The organism is Rhizobium anhuiense bv. trifolii (assembly GCF_024346605.1).
In the GTDB taxonomy this organism is placed as follows: Bacteria; Pseudomonadota; Alphaproteobacteria; order Rhizobiales; family Rhizobiaceae; genus Rhizobium; species Rhizobium anhuiense.
Map to the genome: position 1 here is coordinate 412,015 of NZ_CP098804.1, position 13,093 is coordinate 425,107.

The following is a 13,093-nucleotide window of genomic DNA, read 5'->3' on the forward strand; positions in this document are numbered from 1 at the left end:
GGTCAGAATTGTGCCGGGCATGAGAAGGCGCCGAGCGCCTCCAGCCGGAATGGATTGAGCACCGAACCGAACTGCACGTCGAATTCCGCCGCTTGGCCGTCCTGCTGGAATTTCGCCCGGAAGAGGTCGTCGCCCTGTATGGCGATGTCGGCATCGTCGAACAGCCGGAAGGGCGACCAATCGCCATTTTCCGTCAAGGCCTGCTGCCAGCCACCCGGCTGGAAGGCGAGGCGGGAAGCATTGCTTGCTTCCGTCGACGGCCAAGTGATCGATTTCGATTGGATCGGGCCGTGGAAATAGACCACGCGTTCGCCTTCGATCTCCAGCATCACGGCGCTGGCCGCCTCGGTCAGTGATACCGGCTTGACGTTGATCGTAATCGACGGGTTGTCGCTACCGGCCGGGAAGAAGGCGCGGTTGATCTTGTCGGCATTTTCGAACTGGGCGATCGCCGTGCTTGGAATGCTCGCTGCGCCGAAGGTGCCCTTCCAGCCCCATGGCGACGCGCTGGTGTCGACGAAGGCTTCGAGCTTTTCCTTGAAGAAGGTCTTGAACAGTCCCTCCGGCCCGAAAAGCCTGATGAAGTCGCTCATCGCCACGTCGCGCGGTGATTTCCGCTCGAAGGGATAACGGCCGGTGACGACGTTCGAGCAGAAGCCTGCGCCTTCGGCCGCCCATGCGTCGCTGATGCGTGAGCGTGCGGATTTGACCGCCAGCGATCCGACATCCGCAGCCAGCCCGGCCATCCAGGTGTCGACCGGCGCCGGCAGCTTGCGGGCCTGCTGCAGCAGGTCCTGATTGGCGTCTGTCAGCTGACTGTCGACGTCGAAGACTTTCGCGACTTCGGCGGTGGAGGTCGTGGCGCGCGAAAGCTGCTCCTGCACTCTCTGCAGGATCGGCTCGAGCTGCCCGATTTCCGATCGCGGCGCATCCTTCGGCTGCTCGGCAGGCGGCGACTGGCCGGCAGGCGCCTTCAGCGCTTCGCGCAGACGGCCGAACGGGTCGGGTGCATTCGCCGCGCTGGCAAGCGCGGTGGTCGACGCGGGCAGGCTGTCGCTGGCGGCCGAGGCGATTTCCGCGCCGGGTCCACGCAGATCGGTGGTGGCGACGATCGATTTGGTGATCGTCTCGACCGGACCGGGCTTGCCCGCCAGGATGCGGGTGGTTTCTGCCGCATCGCCGATCGTCTGGGAAGGTTTTACCCTGATATCGGCCAGGATCGTCGACCAGCGCTGCTCGAACGTGTCGAAGTAAAGCTGCAGCGTCGCCAGGGCGACCGTATCGACCGTCACGCCGGCAGGATTGGGATCGCCGCGGACCCATTGCTCATCGAGCGCCTCGCGCGCGGCGTCGGTAATCCCGGTGAGAACGACGGTGCGGTAGCCGGTCGCGGAGAAAAGGCCGGGAATGCCTTCGCTGAGCGGCGCCTTGGAGGTTCTCTCGAAAGCCTGTTCACCGAGCGGCCCGAGCGCGCCTGCCGGGCTCCAGGCGGGAAGGGCGCGGGACTCGCGATATTCCGCCAGGATGTCATAGGCGCGGCTGGCGATATTCTGCGAGCGGATGATGTCGCGCGCCTTGGCGATCAGCGTCTTGTCGAGCTCGATCGGCGGCAGCGCGCCGCGCGCCATCACATTGGCATGGGCGATCAACGCCTTCCGGGCCGCGGCCCTGCCTTCGTCGGGGTAGAGTTTCGTGAACATGTCCTCCGCCTCAAGCGATGCGAAGTCCGCATCCATGGGGCCGAGCCCGCCGAGCATGCCGTAGAGCTTCAATGCGTCGAAGGTTCGGGTGACGTCGGTGGTTTCGGCCATGTCCTTCTGGAGCTGCACCAGCATGCGCGGCAGGAGCAGCGCGTTCAGCGCCCGCTGATAGGCCTCGCGCTGGCGGCTGGCGACCTTGCCTTCCTGGTCGAGGCCGAGGCTGACCGGCCAGACGCGGGTCTTCGAAAAGTCGGTGGTGACGGCGGCGAGATTGTCGAGCGCCGGCAGGATACGCAGGAAATCCGCATCCGAAACGTCGCGAACCGGCACGCCGCGCGCCAGTTGCTCATAGGCGTCTATGCGCCTTTCGGCGGCGGCGAGCGCGGTGGTGTTCTGGATATAGGTGGCCGTCCAGCTTGTCAGCACGACGGCCAGCAACAGAACCGCGCTCGCATAGGCGGCGCGGCGGAAGAGGAGTTGCCGGCCGGAAAGCCGCTTGTCGCGGGCGACCAGCGAGGCTTCGCCGAAGATCACCTCCTTGAAGAGACGCGGGAGGAAATAGCTGCGTCGCATGCGGGGAACGGCGACCGTCTCCTCCCTCTGGGTACCGGAAGCGAAATAGATGCCGCGCAAGAGCGGCGCCTCCACCAGTTTCGAACCCGAGCAAAGCTCGGTGACGACCTCGTGCAGACGCTCCTTCAAAGAGGTGAGTTCGGCCGGAAAGCGGAAGATCCGGCCGCGCAGCTCCGGATTGGGTTCCTGCTGCAGGCGTTCGATCAGCATGGCGTCGACGCGCTGCTGCAGCAGGGTGAATTCCTCCATGAAGCGTTCCGGCAGGTTTGCCGCCTTGTAGCTTTCGTCGAGGCCGAAGGTCGTGCCCCAGACCTGTTCGCGATCGCTTTTGTTGAAACCGTCGAAGAATTCCACGAAGCCGGTCAGGAGATCGGCCTTGGTCAAAAGCAGATAGACCGGCACGCGGGCATGCAGGAGTTCGTCGAGCTCGGAAAGCCGCTGGCGGATCGCCCTGACCTCCTCGCGCTGTGCCTCCGGATCGCGCGTCAGGAGATCGCCGATCGACAGCGTCACCAGCGCGCCGTTGATCGGCTGCGAACGCCGGTATTTGCGTAGCAGGCCGAGAAATCCTTCCCAGCCGGCCTTGGCGGCGCCATTCAGATCGTCCTGCGTCGTATAGCGGCCAGCCGTGTCGATGAGGATGGCCTCGTCGGTGAACCACCAATTGCAGTTGCGCGTGCCGCCGATCCCCTGCACCGAATTGCTGCCGAGCGCATCGCCGAGGGGGAATTTGAGGCCGGAATTGGTGAGCGCCGTCGTCTTGCCGGAACCCGGCGCGCCGAAGATGACGTACCATGGCAGCTCGTAGATATAGCCGAAACGCTTCTTGGTGATGCGGCGCAGCAGCTGCAGCGCTTCCTTGAGCCGATTGTGGATCTCACCCACTTCGGCTTGCTGGCTGGCCGCCGCTTCGGCTTCCGCGTCCCGCTCTATGCCTTCGACGAGCTTTTTGTCGCGGCGGCGGTCGCGGATGGTGGTGAAGACGAGATAAGCAAACCAGGCGGCGATGATGATGCCGATCAGCGTCAGCCGCGCACTGGCGCTCGCCAGCGGCTTGAAATCGCCATAGGCGGCGAGATAGCCGTAGAACCAGATGACGACGCAGATTGCCGCCACCCAGATGATCGAGATGAAGCGCCGGCCGAGGAGGCCGGCATAGGCCTCCACATAGGAGCGCAGCGTATAGAAATAACTGAGCGGGTTCATCGCGAACCACCTCCTGCAGCAGGCGCCGTCGGGTCATCCGGCATGTCGGCCTGGCGCGGTGTCGTCATACCCGCATCGCTCAGCCGCTCGCTCGGATCGGTTAGCACCAGGATCTCAGTGCGACGGTTCATCTCCCGGCCCTCCGGCGTATCGTTGCCGGCGATCGGATCGGTGTCGGCACGCCCCTCGGTCAGGATCGCGCCCGGCCCGGTGAACGAACCGAGGATTTCGCCCACCGCCTTGGCGCGGGCTTCGGAAAGGTGCCAGTTGGAGGGGAACTGGACGGTGCGGATCGGCACATTGTCCGTGTAGCCCACCACCACGGCGCGGAAATTCTCTGCGGCCAGCGCGCCGCCGATCCGCTGGAGAAGATCGTGGAATTTCTGGCTGACCTCCGCGCTGCCGGTGGCAAACAGGCCGGAATTGCTGATCCGGACCAGCAGCCTGCCATTCGAGTCCGAAAGCGTGACCAGCTTTTTCTCGACCTCCGGCTGAAGGAAGGCGAGCAGATTGTCGAGCCGGCTCGGCGGTTTCACTTGTGGCGGCGGCGGCGGGGTTTCGGCGACGACAACAGGCGGCGGCTGAGGGGGCGGTTCGGGCACCTTGACCAGCACGCTCGGCATATCACGCGGCGGCAGCTTGGCGAGCCGCTCGAAGGTTCCGTCGGAGGCGCGATTGAGCGAGAGCGTGAAGAACAGATAGCCGAACGCCAGGATCAGGGTCAGAAGCGAAAGCAGCGTCCAGATCGCGGCCGCGGTGCGCAGCGGCTGATGCCGGGCCGAAACACCCTTCCAATGGGGAGACAGCTCCCGTTCGAACACGCCGTACTGGCCGAGCAACGTCTTGTAGAGACTGTCGCGGATGCGGCCGAGCTCCAGCCCGCCGCGCGCCGAGACGCGGGTGCGGCCCTCGAAGGCAAGCGACAGGCAGAGATAGATGAGCAGCAGCAGGTCCTTGTTGGCGCCGGGGCTCTGCTGGAAATGATCGAGCAGGTCGAATACCCGTTCGCCGCCGGTCACGTCCATATGGAAGGTGGAAACGAGACCCGAGCGGGCCCAGCCGGCGCGAACGCCCCAGGCCTTGCTGAGCACGACATCGTCGACCGTCGCGCAGACGACGTAGTGGGCGGCGCGCGCGCGTTCGGGGCTGATGCGGGCGCTCGCCAGATCGCGCTCGTAGCGGCCGACGGCTTCGATCGCCAGCTGGCGCAAAGCGTCGATCTCGGGCTGTTCTTCCGTGTAGCGCAGGGCATGGGCGAGGTTGAGCAGCGGTGCGGCCGAGCGTACCAGCGTCGGCACGTCGTCGGCGCCGAAGCGAAAATCCCGGACGAGGGTTTCGATGGACGCGGCGCTCTTCGGAGGTGATCCCACCGGCGGCTTTCCTGCCTCGCTTTCGGGAAAGTCGAGGACGTCATCCAGCATCTCCGCCATCTTGCGGGCGGATTGCTTTTTCCGAGTGCCATCCTCGGTGAGTTCGACGATGGTCGGCAGGTTCTGCCAGGTGGAGGCGGGTTCGGTCTTCATTCTCTGAGGGCCCACAATTCTATTTCAAGCCCGGGGAAATCGCCGGCAAGATGCACGGCGATGGCGCCCGAAGTGTCGAGTTGTTTCCAAAGCGGGTTTTTGGTGTCGAGTTCGAAATAGATGGTGCCGGAGCGATAGGGGAGCTGGCGCGGCAGCACCGGCAGCGGCCGCACGGGAATGCCCGGCAGCGCCACGTTGACGAGGTCGGCGATGCGCTCGACCGGGCCGACCTTGATCTGCGCCGGCAGCTTGCGGCGCACGTCCTCGGCCGGCATCTCGGCCCGGACCGCCAGCACGAATCCGGCATCTCTGAGCAGCGAACGGTCGTTGATCGTGCCGATCCTGACACCATGCCGGCGTTCGGCCAGCTCGATTGCCACGGCCGCCTGTTCGAGCACGGAGGACAGCGAAGCGCGCAGATCGTCGAAGACGGCGGCGAAGGTCGCCTTCAGGTCGTCGTGCCGGTAGGGCGGGAAGTCGCTGGCGCGTTTGCGGTCTGTCGTGAAGGTGGCGAGCTCGCCGGCAAGCTGGATGCAGTTTTCGTAGAAGACGATGGGGTGGATCCGCGTCGCATTCGCCGAAATATGTTTCAGCATCGGGTCGGCGCGGTTGAGGATCTGCAAGAGCAGGTAGTCGCCGACCTCCGCCGTTCCTCGAATGGTGGGGTCGCCGATCCGTTCGGCGATCGCCTCCGCGCGGTGGCGCACGATGCCGAGCAGTTCGGTGATCAATTCGTTCAGCCGTCCCGCGGCCGTGCAGTTGAGACTCGGCACGATATAGTCCGGATCGAGGATCACGGCCCGGTCGGAGCGCACCTCGATGATGCGGGCAAGTCCGATGAGCTCGTAACCGGCAAGCTCGTCGCCGGTCCGGAGATAACGCAGGCTGAGGCGGCCGACATCGATCGGCGCCATGAAGTCGGTCTCGACATTGGCATCGGGCGCTTCGTAGGGCGAGGCGACGAGACGGACGCTGTTGCGTGCGGCGCCACCGTTCAGCGCCACGTCGGCCTTGCCCGGCTGGCGGGCGGGAAGCGCCAGATAGACGATCGTATTCTTGGTGTTCTCGTCGAGATCGAGCGGCGGCGGCAGATCGGTATCGATGGGGGCTTCGAACGGCGTTCCGTCGGGCAAGACGCCGCGCAGGTTCGACAGCGCGAATTGGCCGATCGCCAATGCGCCGCGGTCGATGCCGATCTCGGCCACACCCCAGGGGTAGGGCGACAGGCCGTGCGTCGCGGTGCGCACGAGCCGCTCCGTCCAGCGGTCCGCCTGCTGAAAATGCTGCACGCGAAGGAACATGCCTTCGCTCCAGGCCACCCGGTTCTCATTCCTCATGATGTGTGTCTTTTCCTTCCTGCCTGTCTTGCGGACGAGGCGGTGCCTGCGTGTCGTCCACCGCGCCGGACATCGCATCGCGGAACACGTCATGGATCGAGCGGCTCTCGCCGTCCTTTTCGAATAGTGCCCGGTAAGCCTGCCAATAGGCCTGGTCCCGGCGCCAGGGCAGGCGCCAGGCGCCGGTCTCGACCCGCGCCTCGATGATGCGCGGCTCCAGCCGGCCTGCCGCCTGAACGAGAGCCTCGAGCGCGGAATTGAGTTTGAGCTGCTGCCCGAGCATGGTCTCGAAGCGGGCAAGGAGCGCTTCCTCTCTGCCGCCGGCCAGGAAATCCTGCTCGCCGTCGGAGGATGGCGCGTTGATCTCGAAAACCGCATAACTATTCTCGATGGCTTGCTCGAGCCGGACAAGCAGCGGCTCCAGACGATCGGCGAAGGCGTCGGGCCGGCCGATCGCCAGCGCCGGAAATTCCTCGGGCTCCGGTTCGGGCCGCGGATCGTTGTCGTTGATGATCCCGATCACCGGCGCCGGCCGGCGCTGGGCGATCGGCACGGAGACATGGGTGGCGGCCCCATGTTCCAGGTGGCTGCCGTATTCGGTCTCCTCCACATTCCAGTCTTCCGGCAGAAGCTGGGTGGCTGACCGGATCTCCGGAGGGCCGCTCCAGCCGATCTCGACACTGCGGGATGAGGCCGCTCCGATTTTCCCGGCCTTTTCGGGAAGACCCCAATCATCGACCGCACGCTCGCCAAGGACGCCGTTTGCGGTATGGCCGCCCGGAGCGATATCGGCCAGGATTGCGGAGATGGTCAGCGGTTCGTCGCTCAGCACGAGGGCGGCATCGGGATCCTCGATCTCGCGGTCCTTGTCGCCTGATATGTGGACGGAAAAGGCAAGCCCGCCCATCTCCAGCCGCGACCTGTCGGAAAGCCGCACGATCTGGCCTTCATGCACGGCGATGCCGTTGACCCGGGAGCCGTTTGCGCTCTGGTCACGCAGCAGGAAGCCTTCGCGGTCGCGCTCGATGATGCAATGGAGCTTGGAGATGGAGCGCCGATCCTCCGGCAGCCGCCAATCGCAATCGGGCGCCCGGCCGAGCGTTCGCCGGCCGCGTTCGAAGAACCATTTCGGCTGGCCTGGCGCCATCGCGTCGCTGGTGATCTCTTTCAGTTCAAGCCGCATCTTCGTCTCCTCACCGCGCCTGGACCGACAGGCGCTCGACGATCACCGCATCGCCGCTGTCCTTTGCCGCCGGCGCGACCCTCGCCCAGCTGTTCCAGCCCAAGCGCGGCGGATCGCCTACCTGTCCGAGCTGGCAGAAGGGGACGTCCTCCTTTTTCAGGATGGCCTGTATGTCGAATTCGAGTGCGGCGCCGACATAGAGCCGCGTCAGGGCGAAGAGCTCGGTGATGGCGCGGCCGCCCGGCGCGAGCTGCAGGTAATCGGCATAGCCGAGCGGACCGATGACGATGCGAAAGCCGCCGCTGAAATCGTGGATGGCTGCACCCGCCGTCGCATTGATCCCAAGCTGGACGCCCTGCGGCTGGCCCATGCGGCTGCGCTCCTCCACCGGGATGGTCAGCCAGCGGCCGCGGAACAATTCGATCTCCACCGGCAGGCCGCTGAATTCGCGCAGCATGGCGCGCAGATTGGAAGCATTGCGGTTGCGCGCGGCGAAAAAGCCGGAGAAACGCAGGATCAGCTCTTCGTCGACGCCGCTCTTTTCGACGAGACGCTTGGTGCCGAAACCGGTGAGCGACAGGAGCGTGGTGACGAAGGCGTTGTTTGCCCACGTGCCGCCCCAGCGCAGCCGCCGGGCGATGCGGTATTTCTCGCAGGCGTCGGTGAAGAGTTCCGCCATCCGCGCACCGAACAGGTCGAAAAAGCCGGCCAGCGCCCGTGACCTGTTGCGCTCCTCGCGCATGACAAGTTCGTTATAGGCCGACGGCATCGAGCCGAGCGCGCCGACGAGACCGGCAAGCGCGCTGCGGATGACGGCCCGGCCGGCCTTGCGGCTGTATCCGCTGACCGCAAGCGGCGCCGGCGAGACGCCGACATGGGCGGCGACATCGAGCCGCCCTTCCTCCACCGAAGCCTGCGCAACACGGAAAGCCGTCACCGGCTCGAAGCGGCCGGGGTCGCGTTCGAGCAGATCGGCAAGGGCGTCTGGTTGGCGGGCGACGGGGAGATCCATGATTTGAGAGCGATCCTTCCTCAGAGCAGCGGGCGTTCGGCGGCGCGTGCCGGCCATCGGGCGATCGGCCTCGACTGCCCCTTCATCCCGATGGTCAGCCGGGTGAAGCTGTTGACCGAGGTATAGAGACTGAAGAAACGGTCGAGCACGCTGCCGAACAGGAAGGCCGAGGGCCGGTCGATGGCGGCCGGATCGAATTCGAGCGCGATCTCGGTACCGGGCACCATGCCGCCGCTGCCGAGACGGGCGGTCGAGTTGCCCGCCTTGATCCGGACGAGCGCATCGCCGAACTGCTTGGTCTCGGGACTGTCCCGGAAGGCGTAGAGCGACAGGATGTCCTTCAGCGCCGCGCCGTCATTGTCGAAGAGCGACAGGTGATTGAGAATGAGATGCGACATCAGCCGCCAGTTTCGGCCCTCCTGATCGTTCATCCTGACCGACGGCGTCGGCGGGATCAGCGCTTCGACACTTGCGACCGCTTCATGGCCGGAGGCGAGCTGCAGGAAAGGATGGCCGCCGCCGAAGGGGAGCTGTTCCGGCAGGTCGCGATTGAGGCAGAGCGTATCGACGCTCGCGACCGCATCGACGGGACCGGCGGAGCGGCGCTGGCGATCGACGAAGGCGATGTCCATGTCGCTGGTCCTGTCGTCTTCGTCGAAACGGCGATAGGCCTGCCAGTAGGTCGGGCTCGCGCCTGCCCGTTGGGAGCGTCCGAAGAACGGCTGGCAGAATTCCTCGTGGCCGCGCGATCCGGTCAGGAGAACGCGATCGATCGAATAGATCTCGCGGGTCTTCTGGCGCCGCGCGTCCGGCAGGAGACGGTATTCGGTGCGGGTGCCGTCGATGGCAATCGGCTCGCAGACCTGGCGGAAGAGGTTGACGACAGGCGTCGCATTGAGCGCGAAGTCGCGGACCGACACCGCTCGCTCGAGCTTGGCGTCGCTGTCCCTCAGGTAGACGAAGAGCTCCAGCGTCTCGCCGCGCCAGGCATCGAGCCCCTCGATGTCGAGAAACAGAAACTTCCGTGGCAGAGCGAAAAATTCGGTCAGCAGCCGGTAGCCGACAAAGCTCGGCGCCGGATAGGGCAGCATGGCCTCTTCGGGCTCGAAGCCGACCGGTTTGAGATTCCCCGCCGGCAGGAATACCGGCGACCGGTCGTCCGCATGTTTGGCGAGCGCAATGCCGAGCGTGTGATTGGCAAGCAGTTCGTAGATCGCCACCGCCTGCTGCCAGGGGGAGGGAATGTGCAGGCGCAGCCGGTTCACGCCGAGGCTGCCGAGGGGCTTTCGGGCATCGAGGCTGCGGATGGAGAGCCTGAGGCAGCCGGCAACGCCGACATAGGGCGAAAGCGGCGCATTGATCGGCTGGCCGGAAAGTGCTGCACCGGTGATCTCGATCGGCGCCATCTCGACATCCTGCGTGGTGCGGAAACGGCAGGCCTCCCCTCGCACTGGCTCGGCCAGGATTTCCGTATGACGCGGCACTGTCTGGACCGAGGCGAGCGTATCGCTCGGTCGGAACCTGACGATGCTCATCGAGGGCAGCGGCGAGAGGTAGTGGGGATAGAGCGTTTCGAGCAGGCTGTCGGTCAGTTCGGGAAACTCGTCGTCCAGCTTCTGGCGGACCCGGGCGGCCGAATAGGCGAAACTCTGGATCAGGCGCTCCACATGCGGGTCGTCGGCGACGTCTCCCGTCATGCGCAGGCGGCCGGCGATCTTCGGGAAGGCATCGGCAAAACGTGCGGCCCGGCGGCGCAGCGCCAGCAACTCCTCATTGTAACGGTGCAGAAAACCTTCAGCCATGCGCCGCCTCCACGAGGAAGCGCTGGGTCGAGGGATCGATGGTCGACTCGAAGCTGATCGGCGGCATGCCTTCATGCAGACGGAAGATCGCCTGGATGCGCATGCGCAGCGCTCGTTCGGTCATCGTCCGGCTTTTCAGGATCGTCACCCTGACATCGGAAAGGCGCGTTTCGAAAAGCGCGATCCGCCGCTCGATCGCTTGCGCCAGCTTGAGCTTGGCCTGGTCGGTCATCAGATTTGCCGAGACGACGCCGTCGACGCCATAGCTCACCAGGGCGTCCTTGAGTTCGGAAAGTGCCGTCGGCGGCGTGGTCGGGCAGCGCCGCGTGTTGAGCAGCGCTTCGAGATCGCGGCGGATCGCCTCCCTGACGTCGCGGACCTGATCGACGAGGCTCATCGGCGGATCGACGGCGCGATCCGGAGCCTCGTCGATCAACCTGTCGAGGATCGAGCGGGCAAGGACGCGGTCGCGCAGTCGGTAGCGTTCGAGCGGATCAGCCATGCGCAACCTGCCTGCCGGCAGCCGTTGCCGGCACGATCTCCAGACTTTGGGTGTCATGGATGGAAACCAGTTCGTCGCCGGCGAGGTAGCAGCGCTGGCCGCGGCCGGTGGTGATGCCCGTGGGTTCCTCGATCCATTCGGTCTCACGGCCAAGCCTGAGCGTCGCATCCTTGCCGGTGCCATGATAAACCGCAGGCAGAAGCACCGACGCGGCCGCGCCGTCGATCAGCGAGAGCTCGGCGCGGCGGAAGGCGAGATCCCGCGGACGGGCAATTGGCTCTATCGACAGAGCTGCGATCTTGGCGAAATCGATCCAGAGATAGGCGCCGCCGGTCATGATGACTTCGAGAGCGTGCGGCGTGCGGTCGTCGAGATCGCGGAAATCAGAGACCGCCCTGCCGTTCCAGATCAGTGGGCGCTCGCCCCTCAGGTTCTCGAGCGCAGCGAGCGCGGTCCTCGCCTCATCCGCATCCCCGCCGCGATGGGCGATGCCGAGGCGGACGGCGAGCTTGTCGAGCTCGCTCGGCCCCTGCGGAAATTCCGGCAGGGCGCTGCTCGTAAACCAGGCGTCACGCGCCGCCATTGCCCGAAGCTCATTACGCAGCAAGGCGAAGCCCATCGTCGCGTCGGGAGAGAGGGTGGCCGCAAGGCTGCACTGATTGTCCGCACGCTGATAATCCCCGGCAAGCACGAGAAGATCGATATAGAGATGCCGCGCCTCCTGATCCGAGGGCTTGATCTTCAGATGCGCCTTGACCTCCTCGATCGCGTCATCGAGGGCGTCGTCGCTGAGCGATTGGGCGATGCTGGCGGAAAGCGTCATGCGGACATCCTCTCGGGTATGGCAATGGGGCGGCTCGGGGTCTGGCCGGTGGTCGCGGTCTCGGCGACGAGATGGAAGCTGGTGGCAACGTCATCGAGCTGGAAATGCGGCTGCAGCCGGACGGTGCAGGAGAAGCTGCCGGGCTTGCCCGGAATCTCGGCGACGCTGATGCCGGCCGAGCGCAGGGGAAAGCGGGTGCGCAACGCGATGTCGGCATCGTCATTGCCGAGCGTATAGGCGGTCAGCCAGTCCGCCAGCTTCCGCTCGATCGAGATCGCATCCGAAAGTTGGCCGATTTCGTCGCGCATGATGACCTTGAGATAATGCGAGAAGCGCGACGCGCAGAGCACATATTGCAGCATGGCGGCGAGGCGGGCGTTCTGGCGGGCATGTTCGTTGGAATAGTGCGGCGGCGCATGCAGCGACTGATTGGAATTGAAAATCGCCGAAGCGGAGAGATAGGTGGTGGCGGCGGGGATGATGCCGAGATCGCAAAGCTGCTGCTCCTGGCCGCTGGTCAGTTGGATTTCCACCGGCGGCTGGGCTGATAGTCCGTTGCTTTCGGTGCCAAAATCATAAGGCGGCAGGTCGGCTGCACTCAGCAGGCCGCCGTCGACAGCATCCTGCGTGACGCCGCGGATATCCGCGAACCAGCCTGAGACGATGAAATTTCGGATGACGACAGTGGCAAAGGCGAAAGCGGCATTGCCCCAAAGAAGCGAACTGCCGTCGGCGGCGATGCTTTCGCGGAAGGGAAAGCCGTCGTTGCGATCGCGCGCATGAGGCGTCAGCGGCGAGCGCATCAGGATGCGCGGCGCGACAAGCCCGAGGAAACGCGAATCCTCCCGTGCACGCAGACCGTTCCAGCGGATGCGGGCCGTCTCATAGGCAAGCCAGGAAAAGTCGTTGACCCGGTTCAGCTCGTGAAAGTCTTCAAGCCCGATCGCCTGCGGCGCTGCACCCGCAATAAAGGGGCAGAAGGCGGCCGCCGCCACCATGCCGATCTGCGACAGCGTGCCGACCGGATCGCCACCGGCCGGGTCGGCGGGAGAAAGATGATAGTCGCCGACCAGCAGGCCGAAGGGCTCGCCGCCCGCCATGCCGAACTCGCGGCTATAGATCAGTTCAAAGAGATGGCTTTGGTCGAAATCGCTGGCACGCTCCATGCTTCGCGCGAGCTCGCTCCAGCTGACGCTGAGAAGCTTGACCTTCACCTCGCCGCTGCGGCTTGCCTCGCGCACGAGCATGGCAAGGCCTCGCCATCTCGCCTCCATCGCCTGAAAATCGGGATGGTGGAGGATGGCATTGACTTGCCTGTTCAGCGCTTCGTCGATCAGCGTAATCAGCTGATCCGCCCGGCGCCGCCATTCAGTGCTGGAACCCATCGTCAACCTGACACAGATGTTCGAACGCAAGGGTCAGGCGCGGCGGC

The 13,093-nt window shown here is 65.2% G+C and carries 9 protein-coding genes; all 9 read right to left on the bottom strand.

Annotation, left to right across the window (positions count from 1 at the left end):
- Positions 1 to 2 precede the first annotated feature (2 nt).
- The 9 genes from tssM to tssC are packed head-to-tail and all read right to left on the bottom strand — an operon-like array spanning position 3 to position 13,046.
- Entirely contained in the window at positions 3 to 3,479 is a 3,477-nt protein-coding gene (tssM, locus tag NE851_RS33705; protein ID WP_254962483.1) for a type VI secretion system membrane subunit TssM, read from the bottom strand.
- Positions 3,476 to 5,002, bottom strand: a complete 1,527-nt coding sequence (tssL, locus tag NE851_RS33710) for a type VI secretion system protein TssL, long form (RefSeq protein ID WP_097543394.1) — start codon at positions 5,000 to 5,002, stop codon at positions 3,476 to 3,478. Before tssL ends, tssM begins: the two co-directional genes overlap by 4 nt.
- The gene (gene tssK, locus NE851_RS33715; protein WP_047616899.1) at positions 4,999 to 6,339 is read right to left on the bottom strand and encodes a type VI secretion system baseplate subunit TssK; all 1,341 of its coding nucleotides are present in this window, start codon (positions 6,337 to 6,339) and stop codon (positions 4,999 to 5,001) included. Before tssK ends, tssL begins: the two co-directional genes overlap by 4 nt.
- A complete protein-coding gene (locus NE851_RS33720; RefSeq protein ID WP_097543395.1) occupies positions 6,329 to 7,522 on the bottom strand; it encodes a type VI secretion system-associated FHA domain protein in 1,194 nt (397 codons plus the stop codon). Before NE851_RS33720 ends, tssK begins: the two co-directional genes overlap by 11 nt.
- Positions 7,523 to 7,532: 10 nt before the next feature.
- Positions 7,533 to 8,534: a type VI secretion system baseplate subunit TssG gene (gene tssG, locus NE851_RS33725; RefSeq protein WP_097543427.1), complete on the bottom strand. Its 1,002-nt coding sequence runs from the start codon at positions 8,532 to 8,534 to the stop codon at positions 7,533 to 7,535.
- Positions 8,535 to 8,554: 20 nt separating this feature from the next.
- A complete protein-coding gene (gene tssF / locus NE851_RS33730; protein ID WP_254962484.1) occupies positions 8,555 to 10,336 on the bottom strand; it encodes a type VI secretion system baseplate subunit TssF in 1,782 nt (593 codons plus the stop codon).
- Positions 10,329 to 10,838: a type VI secretion system baseplate subunit TssE gene (tssE, locus tag NE851_RS33735; protein ID WP_254962485.1), complete on the bottom strand. Its 510-nt coding sequence runs from the start codon at positions 10,836 to 10,838 to the stop codon at positions 10,329 to 10,331. The genes tssF and tssE overlap by 8 nt, the downstream gene beginning before the upstream one ends.
- Positions 10,831 to 11,661 carry a type VI secretion system accessory protein TagJ gene (locus NE851_RS33740; protein WP_047616891.1) on the bottom strand — a complete coding sequence of 277 codons (831 nt, stop codon included), beginning with the start codon at positions 11,659 to 11,661 and terminating at the stop codon, positions 10,831 to 10,833. Before NE851_RS33740 ends, tssE begins: the two co-directional genes overlap by 8 nt.
- Complete coding sequence (tssC, locus tag NE851_RS33745; protein ID WP_063474131.1) at positions 11,658 to 13,046, bottom strand: type VI secretion system contractile sheath large subunit; 1,389 nt, start codon at positions 13,044 to 13,046, stop codon at positions 11,658 to 11,660. Before tssC ends, NE851_RS33740 begins: the two co-directional genes overlap by 4 nt.
- Positions 13,047 to 13,093: the final 47 nt, after the last annotated feature.